Here is a 17,800-nt window from a genome sequence, read left to right as displayed (position 1 = left end):
AGCGACATGGCGACCATCGCAACGATCTCCAGCAGCCCGTCGGTACCGTCCCGGACCGACGCCGTCCTCGAGTACGTCACCAAGCGTCTGATCAGTCACGGGCACGAGGTCACCCCCATCGTGCTCCGCGACCTCCCGGCCGCGCCGTTGCTGCACGGCGATGCGCACGACCCCGGTATCGCGGCGGCCGTCAAGACGCTGGAGGCTGCCGACGCCGTCGTCGTCACGACGCCGGTGTACAAGGCGGCGTACGCCGGTCTGCTCAAGGTGTTCCTGGACCTGCTGCCGCAGTACGCGCTGAAGGGTAAGACGGTGTTGCCGCTGGCAACGGGTGGGACACCCGCGCACGTGCTGGTGATCGACTACGCGTTGCGGCCGGTGCTGTCGAGTCTTGGTCCGAGCGCGATCACGCAGGGCTGGTTCGTGTTGTCGTCACACATCAACCTGTACGACGGTGGCGGCGTACTGCTGGATCAGGTCGCGTCGGTGCCGCTGTACCAGGTGACCGAGGCGTTCCTGACCACCGTTGAAGGCGGTGAGCCGGTCGAGAGTCCGCCAGTGCAGGCCGCGGCGATCGAGGTGCTGCGGGCTCGACCCGAGGACCCCGAGGCGGCGCCGCTGCTCGCGGATCTCGTCGTCGAATACAGCACCCGCTACGGACAGACGAACGACAACACCCAGCTCACCGAGGTCCCACCCACCGACTTCCACGCCGACAGCGGCGGCGCCTTCGTCCTCCTCCGGTACGGCGGCCAGACCGTGGCCGGCGGGGCGATTCGCCGGTACGACGACCAGACGGCCGAGGTGAAGCGGATGTGGACGTCGCATCTGCATCGGCGGCAAGGGCTCGGGCGTCGCGTGCTCGCGGAGTTGGAGCAGGCGGCTGTCGATCTCGGCTACCGGCAGCTTTATCTGACGACCGGACCACGCCAGCCGGAGGCTGCCGCGCTCTACCGAGCCGTCGGCTTCGAACCGCAGTTCGACGTCGACGCCGACCCGGAGTCGATCGGTCCGCTGCCGTTCACGAAAGACCTCACCCGCGCTCTGAAGGTGGCCTCATGAGTCGATTGATCACTTCCCTCGAGATCGACGGCGCCGGCGGGCATCTCGGCGCGTGGCGTGGGCCGGAGGTCGACCCGGGGGCGATCCTCACGGGTTCGCTGGCGTTGCGTGCTGTTCAACGTGCGGAGGCCGCCGGGATCGACATCGCCACCTTCGTGGACACGCTGGAAGCCCCCGCGGACGTCCCCGGCGCGGTGAGTGTCCGGCTGGATGCACTTGGCTTGGCGGCTCGGATCGCACCCGCGACGTCGCGCATCGGCCTGCTGCCGACCATCACGGTCACTCACACCGAGCCGTTCCACGTCCAAGCCTCGGTCGCCACCCTCGACTACGTCTCCGCAGGCCGCGGCGGCTGGGTCGCCGACGTCTCCACCTCCGCCGAAGCAGCAGCTGTCATAGGCCGCCGCGACCCCGCTCCCACCGCAGACCTCTGGCGCGAAGCCCGCTACGTGGTGGATGTCAGCCGCAACCTGTGGGATTCCTGGGACGACGACGCCATCATCCGCGACGCCCCCACCGGTCGCTTCATCGACCGCGACCGCCTCCACTACGTCAACTACGAGTCGCCCACCTTCAGCATCAAGGGTCCGTCGATCGTGCCCCGGCCCCCGCAAGGCCACCCGCTCACGGCAGTCCGGGTGAACACCCCGGAAGCTCTGGAAGCCGCAGCAGACGCGGAGTTGGTGCTGCTGCCAGGCATCGAGAACCTCGCGGACCGCGTGCAGGCGATCCGCGCGGGGGAGCCGGCGGCGGGGAGTGGGGGACCGCTGGTGCTGGTTTCGATCGGCGTACTGCTGGATGAGGATCCGGTGGCGGCAGAGCGTCGGGCGGATGGGCTGGCATTCGACTACGTCGGTGGGGTGGACGGGCTGGTTGAACTTATCCGCGAGTGGCAGGCATTGGGTGTTGACGGTGTGCACTTCCGGCCGGCCTCGTTGGAGCTCGACGTACCGGTGATCGCGGACCGGCTGCTGCCGTTGCTGCAGGCAAACAAGTCTGAGCGGGTGACCACGTTGCGGAGTCGGCTCGGACTGGCTCGGCCGGTGAACCGGTTTGCGGAGGGGGCGCGATGAGCAAGCAGATCCATCTGGCGGCGCACTTCCCGGGGGTGAACAACACCACGGTGTGGGCCGACCCCGAATCCGGTTCGCAGATCGACTTCGCGTCGTTCAGGCACCTCGCAGCAACGGCAGAGCGCGGTACGTTCGACTTCTTCTTCCTGGCCGAAGGATTGCGGCTGCGCGAAGTGAAAGGCCAGATCCACGACCTCGACGTCGTCGGCAGACCTGAATCGCTGACCGTGCTCAGCGCTCTCGCCGCGGTCACCACGCATCTCGGCCTCGCGGCGACCGTCAACTCGACGTTCAACGAGCCGTACGAACTCGCCAAACGACTCGCCACCCTCGACCACCTCTCCGGCGGACGCGCGGCCTGGAACGTCGTCACCTCGTGGGACGCGTTCACCGGCGAGAACTTCCGCCGTGGCGGCTACCTCGACAAGGCCGACCGCTACGTCCGGGCGCAGGAATCGCTCCGCATCGTCCGGAAGCTGTGGGACTCCTGGAGTGACGAGGACCTCGTCCTGGATCAGGAGGCGGGCATGTTCGCCCGTGAAGGCACTGGGGCCTTTGCGGACGACGGCGCGCACTTCGGGATCCGGGGCCGGTTCGGATTGCCACCGTCGCCGCAAGGGCGGCCGGTGGTGATCCAGGCCGGCGACAGCGATCAAGGCCGCGACTTCGCGGCCTCGGGCGCGGACGTGATCTTCAGCCGGCACGGCTCGTTCGCGGCCGGGCAGACCTTTTACAAAGACGTGAAGGACCGCCTCGCCAAACACGGCCGCACCGAAGAATCGCTGAAGATCATGCCCGCCGTGACAGTGGTCGTCGCCGACACCGACGCCGAGGCGGTCGAGAAGGCACGGCACATCCGCGAGCAGCAGGTCTCCGGTCCCACGGCGATCGTTCTCGCGGAACTCATCTGGGGCCGCGACCTGTCGGCGTACGACCCGGACGGACCGCTCCCCGAGGAGGACCCGGTCATCGGCTCGAACGTCACTCAAGGCCGCACCGGCTTCAACGACCCGGCCTCGATCGTCAAGGAGTGGCGCGAAGCGGCCGAGGCCAACAACTGGTCGCTGCGGCAGACGGTGATCAACCAGCAGAACCGGCAGACCTTCATCGGCTCCCCGGACACCGTCGCCACCGACATGAACCGCCACGTCCAGGAGAACGCGGCCGACGGCTTCGTCCTGGTCCCGCACCTGACGCCCGGCGGCCTCGACGACTTCGTCGACCGCGTCGTGCCACTGCTTCGCGAGCGCGGCGTCTTCCGCACCGAGTACACCGGTACGACGCTCCGCTCGCACCTAGGTCTTTCCCAATGAGTGTCAGCACGATCCACCGCCGGCCGACCGTGGTGTTCGTCGGCGGTGGCCCGCGCACGGTCGGCCTCCTCGAGCGGTTCGCGGCGAATGCCGGTGAGCTGCTCGGCGACGGTCCGGTCGAGATCCATGTCGTCGACCCGTTCCCTGCCGGTGGCGGGCGGATCTGGCGGCGGGAGCAGTCCCGACTGTTGTGGATGAACTCGATGACCTCGGACGTCACGATCTTCACCGACGAGTCCGTCGACTGCGAAGGCCCGATCACGCCGGGCCCGGACCTCGCGACCTGGGTGGCCGGCGCGGGCGCGACGATCCTCGAACGCGCCGGGATCGAGCAGCCGGGTCCGATGGATTTCCCGCCCCGGCTGGTCCAGGCGGAGTACCTGTCCTGGGTCTGGGAGCGGGTCGTCCGCGACCTGCCGGCCACGGTCACCACGCATCTCGAGCGAGCCGTCGAACTCACGCCCGATCAGCGGGTGATCCTCGCGTCGGGCCACGAGATTCAGGCGGACCTCGTCGTACTGGCTCTCGGGTATCTCGATCGATTGCCGACGGCATCGGAAGAAGCCTGGGCCGCCCGCGCCAGAGCGGCTGGTCTCACCTACATCCCACCCGGCTACACCGCCGACGTCGACCTCGGTGGACTGCAGCCCCGCGAGCGCGTGATCGTGCGCGGCTTCGGCCAGGCCTTCATCGACCTGATGGTCCTGCTCACCGAAGCGCGCGGCGGCTGGTACGACGACAACGAGGGCGCACTCACGTATCACCCGTCCGGCGCCGAACCGATCCTGTACGTCGGCTCGCGGCGCGGCGTGCCGTACCACGCCAAACTCGGCTACACAGTTGCCGGGAGCAAGCCGGTGCCGACTCGCTACCTGACCAAGGCCGCGCTTGATGCCCTCGGCAACGGAGTGCTCGACTTCGATACTCAGTTGCAGCCGCTGATCGACAAGGAACTGGCCTTCGCGCATTACCAGCAGTTGTTCACCGCGCACCCGGAACGGACTCGGTGGGAGTGGGCTGCGTTCGAGAAGGTACTCGACAGGTCGTTGCCCGATGCCCCGGAATTCGTGGCTGCGGTGGCGGACGCCGTACCGGATCCGTTGGATCGGTTCGTTCGGTCGGAGGTGGATCGGCCGTTGCGCGGGCGGTTCTTCGATGACTGGTTCTCCTTCGAGGAGTTCCTGACGGAGTTGATCGAGAACGACCTGCGCCGGCGTGCCAACCCCGAGTACTCGGCCGACCTGGCCGTCTTCAACGCACTGCTGAGCATCTACAGCGTGCTGTCGGTCGCGATCACCGAAGGACGGCTCTCGGACGAGGACCGCGTCCGGCGGGTCGAGACCGAGTGGCATGGGTTCTTCTCGTTCGTGGCGAGCGGTCCGCCGCCGCGCCGGCTCGAGGAGCTGCTCGCGTTGCACCGGGCCGGGATCGTCCGGTTCGCCGGCCCTGATCTCGAAGTTGCCATCGACAACGACCACTTCGTGGCGCGGTCGCCGGCAGTCCCTGGGACGATCCAGGCTCGCGCCTTCGTCGAGGCGCGGTTGCCGCGGCCCGACGTACTGGCTGCTACGGACCCGTTGCTGCGCGGGCTGCTCGCCGACGGGACGCTCGCGGCCGACGAACTGTTCGCCGCGGACGGGACGAGTCTCGGCGGCGGTCAACTCAAGGCGGACGCGCAGAGCCGCGCGATTCGCGCCGACGGCTCCGTGCATCCGCGGCTGTTCCTGCTCGGGCCGTCGGTCTCGGGTTCGGCCGGCTCCTCCGGTTTCTCTCGTCCGCACTTCAACGGTCCCGGCTTCCGGCAGAACGACGCCGTCGCCCGGAACCTGCTCACCTTGCTCGCACCCGCCGTACGGAAGGAAGAACGCCATGCCAGTTGAGTTCCTGGGCATCGCCGGGACCAACCCGGCCAGTGAGGTCGAGCCGCGGACCGGTGGCGCGCTCGACTTGGAGTACACCACCAAGCTGGCGCGCGCCCACGAGGACAACGGCTGGGACCGGATCCTGTTCGCGTACCACTCCGGCTCTCCCGATCCGGCGCAGGTCGCGGCGTACGTCGCAGGCCGGACCGAGCGAATCAACCTGGTGGTCGCGCACCGGCCGAACGTCGCCTACCCGACGCTGACCGCCAAGACCTTCGCGACGCTCGACCACATCAGTGGCGGGCGCTTCGAGGTCCACGTCATCACCGGCGGTTCGACCGCGGACCAGGCGGCCGAAGGCGACTTCCTGAGCAAGGACGACCGCTACGGGCGGACGCAGGAGTTCATCCAGATCCTCAAGCAGGCCTGGACTTCCGACGAACGGTTCGACTTCGCCGGCAAGCACTATCAGTTCGAGCAGTTCGTTGCGGACATCAAACCGGTCCAGCAGCCGCGGCCGCGGATCTCCTTCGGTGGCTCGTCGGCAGCTGCGTACGCCGTCGGTGCGGCCGAGGCGGACATCTTCGCGCTCTGGGGTGAGCCACTGGCTGGGACGCGCGAGCAGCTGGCCACCATCGATGCCGAAGCAGCGCGGGCCGGCCGTGCGGATCGGCCGACGATCCAGATCGCGTTCCGGCCGATCATCGGCGCGACCGAAGAGCTCGCGTGGGAGAAGGCCGAGCGCATCCTGGGCCGGATCAAGGACGTCCAAGCTGGTGGTCTGACCCGGCTGCGCTCCAAGACGCCGGAGAACGCCGGCTCCCAGCGACTGCTCAAGGCGGTCGCGGCGGGGGAGCGCCACGACCGCGCGCTGTGGACAGGCCCGACCGGTCTGACCGGCGGTGGCGGCAACTCGACCGCACTGGTCGGTACGCCGGACACCATCGCCGCGGCGCTGCTGGACTACTACGACCTGGGCATCCGGATCTTCTCGGCCCGTGGCTACGACATCTACGACGACGCGGTCGACTTCGGCCGCTATGTCATCCCCCTGGTCCGCTCCGAAGTAGCGCACCGTGAATCCCGGAAGGACCTGGCCTCATGACAGTTGTGTCGGATCTGGAGCAGGACTGGAGTACCTGGCACGCGGCGCGTGAGCAGGACCTCAACACGGACTATGGCTGGTTGTCGATCGTCGGGTTCGACTGGCTGAGTCCTGAGCCCACAGCGCTGTCCGGGCTGCCCGGAGAGTGGTGGGTGGCCGACGGTCGGGCGCATGTCACCGCTGACGGCTCCTTGACGCTGAACGGTGTGCCGGTAGCGGGGACTGTGTCCGCCACAGTTGCTGAGGCCGGTTCGCTCAGTTGGCTGTTCTTCGGTAACCGGTTGGTCGAGCTGGTGCTCCGAGGCGGCCGGTACGCCGTCCGCCAGCGCGACCCCGGTGCCGCGACACGACAGGGGTTCGCCGGCGTACCGACGTACCCGCTGGATCCGCAGTGGGTGGTGCGCGGCTGGTACACGCCGTACGGCGCTCCGGAGCGGGTCGAGGTGTCCACGGCACGCGACGACCTGCGTCAGCACGTCACTGCGGTGGGTACGGTCCACCTCGCGCTGGGCGACGCGGCGTACGAGCTGGTGGCGACGGCCGCCTCGGACGGTCGGCTCTCGCTGTCGTTCCATGACGGCACGAACGGCTCCGAGACCGCGCCCTGGCGCACTGTCACCACTGGAGTCGTGGAGGCCGACGGCTCGGTGCTGATCGACTTCAACCGTGCCATCAACCTGCCCTTTGCCTTCACAGCGTTCGGCACCTGCCCGGCGCCTGTGACCGGCAACCAGCTCGGTCTGCCGGTCACAGCCGGCGAGAAGAAGGTCCGGTGAAGTTCTGTACCTACACCCTGATCGACAACTCGCCGGACCCGATCAGTGGTGTGCAGCTGACGACGTACGAGCGTTTTCAGCACGTGGTCCGGCAGGCGCAGTGGGCCGAGGAGCTCGGCTTCGACGGGTACGGCGTGGGGGAGCGGCACGCGCAGCGGTTTATCTCCTCGTCGCCGCCCGTGGTGCTGTCCTACCTCGCCGCCTCGACCTCTCGGATCAGACTGCTCACCACAGTGACTGTGCTGTCGCTGCTGGATCCAGTGCGCGTCGCAGAGGACTACGCGACGCTGGACCAGCTGTCCGGTGGGCGGCTGGACATCATCATCGGTAAAGGGAACGACCCGGACCAGAACGCACTGTTCGGCTACGACCTGGACGGACAGTGGGATCGGAACCGGGAGAAGTACGAGCTGCTGCGGCGGTTGCTTCGAGAGACCGGAGTGAACTGGTCCGGTCAGTACCGCCCCGACCTGGTCGATGCCACCACCCAGCCTCGGCCCTTCCGTCGTGATGGCATCCCGCTGTGGCACGGCTCGGCCTCGTCGGAGGAGTCCACCGAGCTCGCGGCGCGCTTCGGTGACCCGCTGTTCTCCGCGAACGGGTTCCACCCACTGGCGAAGTACGCGGCGCTGATCCGGCACTACCGGGAGCGCTGGGAGGCGTACGGCCGCGATCCGGCCGATGCGGTAGTCGGTGCGGGCTTCAATGGGCTCTACGTTCGCAAGAGCTCGCAGGACGCGCTGGATGGCTACCGGCCGATCTTCGACGCGTTCATGGACTCACCTGGTGCTCGGCACAACCAGCTCCCGTTCACGACGCTGGAGGAGTTTCTCGAGCAGGGGTCCGTGCTGGTGGGGTCGCCGGAGCAGGTGATCGACAAGTTCGGCCGCTACCAGGAGGCGTTCAGGCATGAGCTGTCTGGCGTCTCGCTGGAGGTGCCGGGCCTCCCCGAGGCCGAGCACCGCGCCTCGGTGGAGACCTTCGTCACAGACGTCATGCCCGTACTGCGTTCGGCGTACCTGTCGCGGGTCTGGAACTAACCGTACGTCGGGTGCTGCGGCCAGCCGGCGGGGGAGTCCTCCCACTCCTCCTGCCGGCCGTACGGCGCCAGGTCGAGGATGTTGGGGACGAACATCAGCCGGTCGACGCCGCGCTGGCCGGTCGAGTAGGTGCGGTAGACCGTGTCGCCGTCGCGGAGGAACACGCTGAGCAGGAAGCCGCCGCCGGCTCCGCAGTCGGCAGAGAACGTCGTATCGGCTGAGGAGGCGAAGGGGACGGTCCACCCCTGCTTCTTCCAGTAGCCGCTCATCTGGTCGAGCGGCATGTCCGAGACGGTCGCCCAGGCCACGCCGTCACTCGCCAGCCCCTCGAGATATGTCACCTGATTGGTGAAATTCGTGCAGCCGGGGCAGAAGCGCTTCGGGCCGACGTTCATGAACTGGTAGAGCGCCAGCTGCTGCTGCTCGCCGAACAGCTCCAGCAGCGTCACCGGGCCGGTGGGCGACTGGAACGTGTACTCGCCGAACCGGACCATCGGCAGCCGGCGTCGCTGCGCCGCCAGCTGGTCCTGCACTCGGGTCGCTACCTTCTCGGCCGCGAGCAGTTCGGCCCGGGCCTGCTCCCACTCCTCGGCCGAAACCACTGCCGGTAGCGCGGTCATCTGATCGTCCTCTCGTCGCTGGATGCCTTCACCGCTACGTCGGAGCCGCCGGACCGATCTCGACATCGGGGGTTGGTCAAAAGCACTCCCTGGGACCCGGTATGATTTCCGAGTCGGACAGAGGGGGGCACACAGTGCGCCTGGCTCGATTTCACATCGAGGCGGCAGACCGTGTAATCTCTCTCCTCGGCCCGCCCCTTTAGCTCAGTCGGCAGAGCGTCTCCATGGTAAGGAGAAGGTCTACGGTTCGATTCCGTAAAGGGGCTCGAAGATCGACAACTCGTCCGGTGCGCCGGATGAGTTGACGAACTCACCCGGCGGGGTAGCTCAGGTGGTTAGAGCACACGGCTCATAATCGTGGTGTCGCGGGTTCGACTCCCGCCCCCGCTACCCACCAACGCAGTACCTGAGAGTGCGATCACCCAAGTTGCGCACTCCTGATCAGAAGAGGCAGCAGTGGCCAAGTCAACCGACATCCGCCCGAAGATCACACTGGCGTGCACGGTCTGCAAGGAGCGGAACTACATCACCAAGAAGAACCGGCGTAACGACCCGGACCGTCTGGAGATGAAGAAGTACTGCGCGCGTTGCAACGACCACACGGATCACCGCGAGACCCGCTGATCTCAGCAATCTTTCGCGAGGGCCGCTCCGGGTAACCGGGGCGGCCCTTTCGCTGTCCTCTAGACCGTCACGATCGGCCGGCCGGCCTCGTACGCCGCCAGCCGCTCGTCGCGCGGGGTGAGACAGCAGGAGCCGCAGAGCGCTCCGTCGCCGGACTCGCTCGTGTAGTAGAGACAGCAGGTCTTCCGCAGGTACACCAGCTTTCCGCCGGCCAGCTCCACGTCGCCGAGCTTGCCCAGCCCGCCTGGAGCCTTGGCCGCGAACGTCTGCCAGCGCTCCAGCAGGAAGTCCGGGCTGATCGTCTCTTCCTCCCGGGTCGCCGCGCAGAACGCCATGGCGCAGCCGGCCGCGACTCCACCGAGCACCTGCCGCAGACCAGCCCTGGTACGACGATGCAGCTCCTCCGACAGCGGGAGTAGGTGCTGGCGGAGCACAACGTCGTACAGGGTCTCGAGACCGCCCGGAAGGTAGTCGGCGGACCGGATGGCGACCGCGGCCAGGCCATGGCCGTCGTGTGGTCTTACCCACAGATTCTGCGGCCGGATGTCGAGTACATGGCCCTCGAGAGCCCACAGCAGCAGCGCGGCCGCCGGTGCGCGACCGGCGTAGAACGAGATCAGGCTGAGTGCGTTCGCATGGGCCGAGACATGGCCGCTCGCGTCATTGTCCCGCTTGAGCAGCTCGGTCAGCTCCGGAGAGTCCTGCTCCAGGAGGTGGTCCACCCGCAGCCACTCCGAGCCGCTCGGAGCACCGATCTCGAGCTTATACCGAGGCGCGTACCTGCCCAGCGCCGTTACTGCCGTCACGTTCGACCTTCCCCAGTCGGGTCTCGTAATCCCCGGGTGGCGGCGCCGGGCGTCCCAGTCTGCCAGTAGGCTCTCCCGATATGACGATCGACGCCACGATGGTCGGCCGGAGCTACGCGGCCGCCGAGTCCTACCAGGTCGGCCGGGAGAAGATCCGGGAGTTCGCCGCCGCGATCGGCGACGACAACCCGGCGTACACCGGTGACGACGCGGTGGCACCGCCGACGTTCGCGTTCATGCTCGGCAGCCGGGCTCTCGAGCAGCTGCTGAACGACAAGGAGCTCGGGCTGCGGCTCGACCGGATCGTGCACGGCGCGCAGAAGTTCAGCTACACCCGCCCGATCAAGGCCGGTGACGACATCGCCGCGACCGCGACCATCACCACCGTCCGCAAGGCCGGTGACGTCGAGGTGATCATGTACGAAACCGCGCTCACCACGGTCGACGGCGAGCCGATCGCCACCTCGACCTCCACGATCTCGCACAACCGGGCGGACTCATGAGCACCATCACCCCAGGCGACGTCCTCCCCGCGCTGACCGTGACGTTCCGCCGCGAGGACCTGGTCCGGTACGCCGGCGCCAGCGGCGACTTCAACCCGATCCACTGGAGCGACCAGATGGCGGCCGCCCTCGGCCTGCCCGGCGTGATCGCCCACGGCATGCTCACGATGGCCTCCGCGGTCCGCGTCGTCACCGACTGGCTCGACGACCCCGCCGACCTGGTCGAGTACGGCGTCCGGTTCACCAAGCCGGTCGTCGTACCGGACGACGAGGACGGCGTCCAGGTGACCTTCGAGGCGAAGGCGGACAAGGTCGCCGACGGCCTCGCCGAGTTCGACATCACCGCGCACTGCGGCGGCGAGAAGGTCCTCGGCCGGTCCCGGGCGGTCGTGCGCGTCTCGTGAGAACCCAGGTACCGCTGGCCGACCTGACCACGCTGCGCATCGGTGGCCCGGCCGACAAACTCGTCGAGGTGACCACCGAGGACGAGCTGATCACCGCCGTCCGCGACGCCGACGCGGCCCACGAGCCCGTCCTGCTGCTCTCCGGCGGCAGCAACGTCGTGATCGGCGACGACGGCTTCCGCGGCACCGTGATCCGGATCGCCACCAAGGGCATCAAGGTCGACGCCGACGCCTGCTCCGGCGCGATGATCCACATCCAGGCCGGCGAGGACTGGGACGCCGTCGTCCAGCGCGCGATCGCCGAGGAGTGGAGCGGTCTTGAGTCGATGTCCGGCATCCCCGGCCTGACCGGCTCCACCCCCGTCCAGAACGTCGGCGCCTACGGCCACGAGGTCGCCGAAACGATCGCCTCCGTCCGCGTCTGGGACCGCGTCGAGTCGAAGGTCCGCACGATCTTCGCCGCCGACTGCGGCTTCGAGTACCGCACCTCGATGTTCAAGACCGCCCCGGAGCGCTACGTCGTACTGGAGGTCGCCTTCCAGCTCAAGCTCGGCAACCTCTCCGCCCCCATCGGCTACGCCGAACTGGCCCGCGTCCTCGACGTCGACCCCGGCGCCCGCGCCCCCATGACCGACGTCCGCGAAGCCGTCCTCGCCCTCCGCCGCAGCAAAGGCATGGTCCTCGACGCCGCCGACCACGACACCTGGAGCGCCGGCTCCTTCTTCACCAACCCCCTCCTCGCCACCCCCGCCGAGGTCCCCGCCGGCGCCCCCCAATGGCCCCAGCCCGACGGCCGCACCAAAACCAGCGCCGCCTGGCTCATCGAGCACGCCGGCATCCCCAAAGGCTTCACCCTCGGCCCCGCCGCCGTCTCCTCCAAACACACCCTCGCCCTCACCAACCGAGGCACCGCCACCGCCAAAGACCTCCTCTCCCTGGCCACCCACGTCCAATCCCAAGTCCACCAAGCCTTCGCCATCACCCTCGTCAACGAACCAGTCCTGGTGAACTGCACCCTCTGAGGCGGTTGGACTCTGTCCACACGCCCTAGTAGGCTGATGAACAGCAAAGGCTTGGGCTCCTTCCCTCGGGCAGTGAGCCAGGTTGGCCCTCGGTGTAGCTACGGCAGCCGGGGGTTTGCTGTTTCTAGGCGAGCCGGACGACGTGCGCGAGGTCCTCGATCACCGCGAACAGATCGCCGCGGGCATGCACCTTCTGCTGCCGGTAGGCGCTGCAGACAAGATCGGGCAGCCACAGAAGGTGCTCCGACCCAGGCGACACCGACACCAGTGCCATCGTCTGAGGGATCGACCCCGATGAGATCAGCTTTGCTCGGACCGCGCGGTCGTAGTTGTTGATGCGGGCAACCCGGTGCTCTTCGATGACTGTCAGCCCGACCGGGGGATGATTCCCGTACTCCGCGGTGTGAAGAGCTGTCATGAGCCGGCCGAGGACTGCTCCACGAGCACGGGTTCCGTCCTTGTCGTCGGCTGCTTCGATCGAGACCTGGTCGACGATCACGCACGCTTCGTCCGGCTGCTGGAAGGTGCCCAGCAGCCTTCGGACGTAGGCCCGGCCGGCCTCGGACCGTAGTGCGTCGGTGGTGTGCCACCACCCTGAGGGAACGAGTTCGTCCAGTTCGTTGCGCAGGGGATCACGATCGGATTCGAGCACGACGACGGCCGCCATCACGTAGAAGCGCGGTCTACCGTCCCGCTCGACGTGGTAGGTCTCGTCCAGGTAAGCGACCGGGCCGGTGCCGATGCGCTCGTAGTGCGCCTTGAGCACGGTGCGCTGGCCGGGCCCGGCAGGCGGCGTCATCGTCTGATGCCGGTGGGGCAATCGGACGGTACGGCGAGCCGCGCAGATCGCCGTACCGGAGTTGAGGTCAGTAGCGCCATTCGAAGAGGTGGGTGTGCATCCAGAGGAACAGGGCGTCGGTGGTGGGGGTGGGGAGACCGTTGGTGGTGGTGAGGAGGTCGGCGAGGACTTGGGCGGGGGCGGCTAGGCGGAGGCCGGTGGGAGTGCTGCGGCGGCGGAGGTAGACGACGTCGGTGGGTGGTTCGGTGAGGAGGACTGTGCCGGTGGGGCTTAGGGTCAGGTCCCAGGCGGTGGCGGCGGTTTGGGCGTCGGGGGTGTAGATGACCACGTCGTCGGTGGTGGGGGTTGCGGTCCAGAAGGCGGCGGCGTGGGCGCCGGTGACGGCGTACTTGAGCGGGTTGGTGGCGAGGCGGTCGAAGAGGTCGTCGGGGGCGTGCCAGCGGGTGGTGCTGGTCGGCAGGGGGTTGGTGGTGGCCCAGCGGGTGAGCAGGGACGCCCAGTCCGGTACGCCGATGATGCCGCCGCGCCGGCGATCGACCAGCGACTGCGACTGCAGGTCGTCGACGATTCGACGTACCTCGGGGGCTGAGGCTTGGCTCAGCTCGACCAGGTCATGGGTGGTCCAGATGGAGCGGTAGTCGAGCAGGGCGCGGATCACGCGGGCTGTGCTGTCGTCGGTCATGCGGGCCGGCCCAGGCCGAGCGTGACGTACGGCGTCCATTGGTAGCAAAGCTGGTCGCGGTTCAAATCGATCAAGCTGACCTCGTTGAGGTAGAGCTGGGTGGACTGGTCCCCGAACTTGGCGACGCGGTCGCGCAGTGGCTCTGCTGGTACGGCGCGGTTCCAGTAGCCCAGGGAGATGTGTGGGTTGAGGTCGGGGAAGGCGGGGAGTGAGTCCTCGCCCCAGACGTCTTTGATGGCATCGCGGAGGACGATGCGGAGTCGACGAAGGTTGTCGGCCGGCCGGACCGGTAGCTGGAGGCTCTCGACGTCGACGATGGCCGGTCCGACGGTCACGCTGAATGGCTCGACTGCTTCGAGGCGGCGGCGGGTTGCGGTGACGATTGAGTCGAGGTCGGCTGGGCTGAGCTTGTCAGAGAAGCCGACGCCCTGGAGGGTGAGGTGCAGCCATTGGCGGGGGACCGGCGTGAGCTCGGGCAGTGAGGAGAGCAGGGGCTCGTAGCTGCTGCGTAGCGTTGCGAGCGCGGCGGCGTACCGGAAGGTGATGTGCCAGGTGTAGAACGACCGTCCCTCCCGCCAGCCGGGACGCCAGTACCAGTGATCGCGGACGTCGTCGAACATGAGCTAGGACTCCTTGGCGATCAGGGTTTGCGAGGCGGGCAGTCGCCGGCCGGGAAGATCGGGGCGATAGACGAACTCCCGGATCCGTTCGCGGAGCTGTCGTGCGCGCGCGACACCCGTGTACGGCGCGGTCATCACGGCGATCTCGCCCATCCGGTGAATCAGTGGGCGGACCCGGTACTCCAGGGCGGTGTCGAAGATGGGCTCGAGGGCAACGATGGCCGCGTCGAGCTCGCCGAGGGTCAGATAGGCCTGGACCTGCTGGAGTCTGACCATTCGCTCGGAGCCCGAGTTGCGCAGGGCATGCGGCCGGGCCTCGAAGCGGGCGACCGACCGGTCCGCGTGCACGAGCGTTTCGTGGGCGTCGCCCAAGGCCAGCTGGGCATTGGCCCACAAGCCCTCGGCGCGTTCCGGTGTGCAGAGCAACGGTCCGCCGAGCTCGGGGATCGACGGCATGCTTGGGATCTCTTGGGCGACGATCAGCGCCTTGCGTGCCTCGCTGAGGCGGCCCGAGCGGGCCAGGTCGACCGCCAGGGCGCTGGCCAGGAAGCGGCGCGACGTTCCCTTGGCGTACCGCAGGCCGTCCTCGGCGTGGTCGGCGGCGCGAACGAACTCGTCCTGCCAGAAGGCGGCGGTGTGCTGCGTCGCGCGGATCCAGCCGCGGAGCTCGTTGTGGTCCGCCGCCTCGGCACAGGCCCACGCTGTCCGGGCGTGACTCTCGGCCACTTCGGGACGGCCGAGATCGACAGACATCCAGGCCAGCAAGGTGATCGCCCAGCCGGCGGCGGCGTAGAGATCCCGGGACTGCTTCGGTGACTGACGTCCGGCGAGCAGGACGAAGGCCCGATCCCGGACCGCTCGGCTGCGTTCGAACAGCGGCTTGGTGGCGCTGCGCAGGTAGAGCTGGGAGATGCGTTCGATGTCCGCGTGCAGCTGCTCGACCGTGAGCTCGCCGACGTTCGACTCCTCCGCGAAGGTCAGCAGCGCGATCGACTCGTCGCCGGCGCTGCCGACCTCTTCGTCGAAGCCGAGCGTCGAGGGCGGGGTCAGCTCCAGTTCGCTGGCCGGTGTGCCGGGCGGTGGGAGGAAGCCGAGCTCCTGGTCGGAGGCGGCGTTGAGGACGTAGCGCAGGCCGGAGCGATAGGCGGCGCCGGGCCAGCGAACCGCGCCCCGTTCGAGCTTCGCGATGTAGTGGCCGTCGAGTTCGTAGCGAACCTCGGTGGTCTCCCAGAGCCACGCACAGACGGCCTCCGCGAGCTCGACGCGGGACATGTATTCGCCGGGTGCGCGCCGAGAGGGTGTGCGCTCTCTTGCGCTGCGCAACAGGTCATTGGCGGCTGGCATGGCGGCAACTGTAGGTCTGCGAACACTCTCTGCAACGAGGAAAACCGGGCCTGCGAACGATCTGCCCCGCGATGCCCTGGAATGCCCCAGGATGCCCCGATTTTCATCGATGGAGATGCGGCCCTGACCGAAAAAAGTGACGTTCTGCCCTGATCGCGGGGCAGATCGGGGCAGCCGGTACGACGGCTGAGCGTGAACGCCGGGGCATCCCGGGGCAGATGAGGGCTTCCCTCAGTGAAATAAGGTCGTGGGGTGGCCGAGGAAGCTGTGACGACGTTGCGTGCTGAGTTGGGACGGTTCGGGCGGGGCGAGGAGGGATTCGCGCTGCTGGAGGTCTTCCTGGAGGTCGGGCAACCCTGGCTCGAGTCGGCGGTGCTTGATCCGTTCGGCCTGCGGCTGCCGGACGAGATGACGGACGATCGGGCGCTCGTGCAGGGGCTGATCGAGGCGATCGAGGCGGAGCCGCCGGTGAAAGGGTTCTTCCGGTCGATCGAGCGCGAGTACGACCTGGCGGACCCGCAGGCACGGTGGGACTACGTGCGGCTGGCGCACTGCTCGAATCTGGCGACTGTGTGGGGCGAAGGGCGGCGTACGACGTATTTCGAGGTGGCGGATGCGGTCAGCGCCACCTACTGGTTGCCGGAGAGCCTGAAGGTGGCGTTCTTCGATGCGATCCAGGCCAAGGGCTGGGCCGTACCGGCCGACTGGCTGGCGGCGGTCGGCAAGCAGCCCAAGCCTTGGTGGAAGCGCGGCGGCTAGCTGATCGCCGGGAGACGGGTGAGCGCTTGCGCGACGGCGGACTGGAGGTCGGCGTCGTCCCAGTTGCGATCCGTCATGGTGCCGCTGAGATAGGCGTCGTACGCCGCGAGGTCGAGGTGGCCGTGCCCGCAGAGGGCGGTCAGGATGACCTTCTCCTCGCCGGATTCCTTGCAGCGCAAGGCTTCCTCGATGGCGGCCGCGAGAGCGTGGGTCGGTTCGGGCGCCGGGACGATGCCTTCGGTCCGGGCGAACTGCAGCCCGGCGGCGAAGCACTCCGACTGCGGTTTGGCGACGGCCTCGATCTCGCCGGTCTCGTAGAGATGACTGACCAGCGGGCTCATCCCGTGGTACCGCAGGCCGCCGGCGTGGATCGGGTCCGGGACGAAGTCGTGGCCGAGGGTGTGCATCTTCATCAGCGGGGTCAGCCCGGCGGTGTCGCCGAAGTCGTAGGCATACGTGCCCTGGGTGAGTGACGGACAGGCCGCCGGCTCGACCGCGCGGACCACAGGCGACATCCGGCCGGCCCACTTCTCCCGCAGGAAGGGAAAGGCGAGACCGCCGAAGTTCGAACCGCCGCCGGTGCAGCCGACCAGCAGGTCGGGCGTCTCGCCGACCATCGCGAGCTGGATCAGCGCCTCCTCGCCGATGATCGTCTGGTGCAGCAGCACATGGTTGAGCACCGAACCGAGCGCATAGTGGAGCTCCGGCGACTGCACCGCGGCCTCGACCGCCTCACTGATCGCGATCCCGAGTGAGCCGGTGGAGTTCGGATCCGCGGCCAGAATCTTCCGTCCGGCTTCGGTCAGATCGGACGGACTGGGATGCACGGTCGCCCCGAAGACCTGCATCATCGCCCGCCGGTACGGCTTCTGGTCGTATGACGCACGCACCTGCCAGACCTCACACTCGAGCCCGAACTGCGCACAGGCGAAGGCCAACGCCGTGCCCCACTGCCCCGCGCCGGTCTCGGTGGTGAGCTTCCGGACGCCCGCCTTGGCGTTGTAGTAGGCCTGTGGCACCGCCGTGTTCGGCTTGTGCGAACCGGCCGGCGAGACACCCTCGTACTTGTAGTAGATCCGGGCGGGCGTATCGAGCGCCTTCTCCAGCCGGTGTGCCCGGTACAGCGGACTCGGTCGCCACAACCGGTACACATCGAGCACTTCGCCGGGGATGTCGATGTACTGCTCCTGGGAGACCTCTTGCATGATCAGGTCCATCGGGAACAACGGCGCCAGGTCCTCCGGCCCCACCGGCTGTCCGGTCCCTGGATGGAGGACCGGGGGCGGTGGCGTCGGCAGGTCGTGCAGAACGTTGTACCACCGGGTCGGCAGCTCGTCCTCGGGTAACAAGATCTTGGTAGCCGTCATGCGGCAATCTTCGTCGCCG

General features: G+C 68.0%; 19 protein-coding genes and 2 tRNA genes. 14 read left to right on the top strand and 7 right to left on the bottom strand.

Annotation, left to right across the window (positions count from 1 at the left end; all coding sequences use genetic code 11):
• Positions 1-6: 6 nt before the first annotated feature.
• The 7 genes from ssuE to ABZS29_RS05685 are packed head-to-tail and all read left to right on the top strand — an operon-like array spanning position 7 to position 8,231.
• Positions 7-1,062, top strand: a complete 1,056-nt coding sequence (gene ssuE / locus ABZS29_RS05715; protein WP_355458884.1) for an NADPH-dependent FMN reductase — start codon at positions 7-9, stop codon at positions 1,060-1,062.
• On the top strand, positions 1,059-2,135 hold the full coding sequence (locus ABZS29_RS05710) for an LLM class flavin-dependent oxidoreductase (protein WP_355458882.1): 1,077 nt from the start codon (positions 1,059-1,061) through the stop codon (positions 2,133-2,135). The genes ssuE and ABZS29_RS05710 overlap by 4 nt, the downstream gene beginning before the upstream one ends.
• Entirely contained in the window at positions 2,132-3,448 is a 1,317-nt protein-coding gene (locus ABZS29_RS05705) for an NtaA/DmoA family FMN-dependent monooxygenase (RefSeq protein WP_355458880.1), read from the top strand. The genes ABZS29_RS05710 and ABZS29_RS05705 overlap by 4 nt, the downstream gene beginning before the upstream one ends.
• On the top strand, positions 3,445-5,328 hold the full coding sequence (locus tag ABZS29_RS05700; RefSeq protein ID WP_355458879.1) for an FAD/NAD(P)-binding protein: 1,884 nt from the start codon (positions 3,445-3,447) through the stop codon (positions 5,326-5,328). Before ABZS29_RS05705 ends, ABZS29_RS05700 begins: the two co-directional genes overlap by 4 nt.
• Positions 5,318-6,415: an LLM class flavin-dependent oxidoreductase gene (locus tag ABZS29_RS05695; protein WP_355458877.1), complete on the top strand. Its 1,098-nt coding sequence runs from the start codon at positions 5,318-5,320 to the stop codon at positions 6,413-6,415. Before ABZS29_RS05700 ends, ABZS29_RS05695 begins: the two co-directional genes overlap by 11 nt.
• Positions 6,412-7,191, top strand: a complete 780-nt coding sequence (locus ABZS29_RS05690; protein WP_355458875.1) for a DUF1684 domain-containing protein — start codon at positions 6,412-6,414, stop codon at positions 7,189-7,191. The genes ABZS29_RS05695 and ABZS29_RS05690 overlap by 4 nt, the downstream gene beginning before the upstream one ends.
• Positions 7,188-8,231, top strand: coding sequence for an LLM class flavin-dependent oxidoreductase (locus tag ABZS29_RS05685; protein WP_355458873.1), 1,044 nt, complete (start codon positions 7,188-7,190; stop codon positions 8,229-8,231). The genes ABZS29_RS05690 and ABZS29_RS05685 overlap by 4 nt, the downstream gene beginning before the upstream one ends.
• Here the strand turns inward: ABZS29_RS05685 and ABZS29_RS05680 are convergent.
• Positions 8,228-8,851 (bottom strand): DUF899 family protein, encoded by a 624-nt coding sequence (locus ABZS29_RS05680; RefSeq protein WP_355458871.1) that lies wholly within the window; start codon positions 8,849-8,851, stop codon positions 8,228-8,230. The two genes, ABZS29_RS05685 and ABZS29_RS05680, sit on opposite strands and share 4 nt — an antisense overlap.
• Positions 8,852-9,044: 193 nt before the next feature.
• Between ABZS29_RS05680 and ABZS29_RS05675 the strand changes: the two genes are divergently transcribed.
• The 3 genes from ABZS29_RS05675 to rpmG all read left to right on the top strand — a co-directional run bounded on the left by ABZS29_RS05675 (position 9,045) and on the right by rpmG (position 9,475).
• Positions 9,045-9,117 (top strand) — tRNA-Thr (locus ABZS29_RS05675).
• Positions 9,118-9,167: 50 nt separating this feature from the next.
• Positions 9,168-9,241: transfer RNA gene (locus ABZS29_RS05670), tRNA-Met, on the top strand.
• Positions 9,242-9,307: 66 nt separating this feature from the next.
• On the top strand, positions 9,308-9,475 hold the full coding sequence (gene rpmG, locus ABZS29_RS05665; RefSeq protein WP_012923742.1) for a 50S ribosomal protein L33: 168 nt from the start codon (positions 9,308-9,310) through the stop codon (positions 9,473-9,475).
• 59 nt (positions 9,476-9,534) lie between these two features.
• Here rpmG and ABZS29_RS05660 read toward each other — a convergent pair whose 3' ends face one another.
• Positions 9,535-10,197, bottom strand: coding sequence for a (2Fe-2S)-binding protein (locus ABZS29_RS05660; protein WP_355458869.1), 663 nt, complete (start codon positions 10,195-10,197; stop codon positions 9,535-9,537).
• 164 nt (positions 10,198-10,361) lie between these two features.
• On the opposite strand from ABZS29_RS05660, the gene ABZS29_RS05655 reads away from it, so the two are divergent.
• The 3 genes from ABZS29_RS05655 to ABZS29_RS05645 are packed head-to-tail and all read left to right on the top strand — an operon-like array spanning position 10,362 to position 12,210.
• Positions 10,362-10,784 (top strand): MaoC family dehydratase N-terminal domain-containing protein, encoded by a 423-nt coding sequence (locus ABZS29_RS05655; protein ID WP_355458867.1) that lies wholly within the window; start codon positions 10,362-10,364, stop codon positions 10,782-10,784.
• Entirely contained in the window at positions 10,781-11,188 is a 408-nt protein-coding gene (locus ABZS29_RS05650) for a MaoC/PaaZ C-terminal domain-containing protein (RefSeq protein WP_355458866.1), read from the top strand. Before ABZS29_RS05655 ends, ABZS29_RS05650 begins: the two co-directional genes overlap by 4 nt.
• Positions 11,185-12,210 carry a UDP-N-acetylmuramate dehydrogenase gene (locus ABZS29_RS05645; RefSeq protein WP_355458864.1) on the top strand — a complete coding sequence of 342 codons (1,026 nt, stop codon included), beginning with the start codon at positions 11,185-11,187 and terminating at the stop codon, positions 12,208-12,210. Before ABZS29_RS05650 ends, ABZS29_RS05645 begins: the two co-directional genes overlap by 4 nt.
• A gap of 124 nt (positions 12,211-12,334) precedes the next feature.
• On the opposite strand, the gene ABZS29_RS05640 is transcribed toward ABZS29_RS05645, so the two are convergent.
• The 4 genes from ABZS29_RS05640 to ABZS29_RS05625 form a co-directional block, all read right to left on the bottom strand.
• Positions 12,335-13,009, bottom strand: a complete 675-nt coding sequence (locus ABZS29_RS05640; protein WP_355458863.1) for a hypothetical protein — start codon at positions 13,007-13,009, stop codon at positions 12,335-12,337.
• A gap of 67 nt (positions 13,010-13,076) precedes the next feature.
• Positions 13,077-13,691 carry a hypothetical protein gene (locus ABZS29_RS05635; protein ID WP_355458861.1) on the bottom strand — a complete coding sequence of 205 codons (615 nt, stop codon included), beginning with the start codon at positions 13,689-13,691 and terminating at the stop codon, positions 13,077-13,079.
• Complete coding sequence (locus tag ABZS29_RS05630; RefSeq protein ID WP_355458860.1) at positions 13,688-14,311, bottom strand: 2'-5' RNA ligase family protein; 624 nt, start codon at positions 14,309-14,311, stop codon at positions 13,688-13,690. Before ABZS29_RS05630 ends, ABZS29_RS05635 begins: the two co-directional genes overlap by 4 nt.
• A gap of 3 nt (positions 14,312-14,314) precedes the next feature.
• The gene (locus ABZS29_RS05625) at positions 14,315-15,655 is read right to left on the bottom strand and encodes a hypothetical protein (protein WP_355458859.1); all 1,341 of its coding nucleotides are present in this window, start codon (positions 15,653-15,655) and stop codon (positions 14,315-14,317) included.
• Between the two features lie 252 nt (positions 15,656-15,907).
• Here ABZS29_RS05625 and ABZS29_RS05620 point away from each other — a divergent pair, with 252 nt between their 5' ends.
• Entirely contained in the window at positions 15,908-16,414 is a 507-nt protein-coding gene (locus ABZS29_RS05620) for a hypothetical protein (RefSeq protein ID WP_355458858.1), read from the top strand.
• Here the strand turns inward: ABZS29_RS05620 and ABZS29_RS05615 are convergent.
• Positions 16,411-17,781 carry a TrpB-like pyridoxal phosphate-dependent enzyme gene (locus ABZS29_RS05615; RefSeq protein WP_355458856.1) on the bottom strand — a complete coding sequence of 457 codons (1,371 nt, stop codon included), beginning with the start codon at positions 17,779-17,781 and terminating at the stop codon, positions 16,411-16,413. The genes ABZS29_RS05620 and ABZS29_RS05615 overlap by 4 nt on opposite strands.
• Positions 17,782-17,800: the final 19 nt, after the last annotated feature.

Origin of the sequence: Kribbella sp. NPDC005582 (assembly GCF_040605415.1) — a bacterium.
Taxonomy (GTDB): domain Bacteria; phylum Actinomycetota; class Actinomycetes; order Propionibacteriales; family Kribbellaceae; genus Kribbella.
The sequence above is the reverse complement of the archived record's forward strand: the minus strand, read 5'-3'. Positions and strand labels throughout refer to the sequence as shown.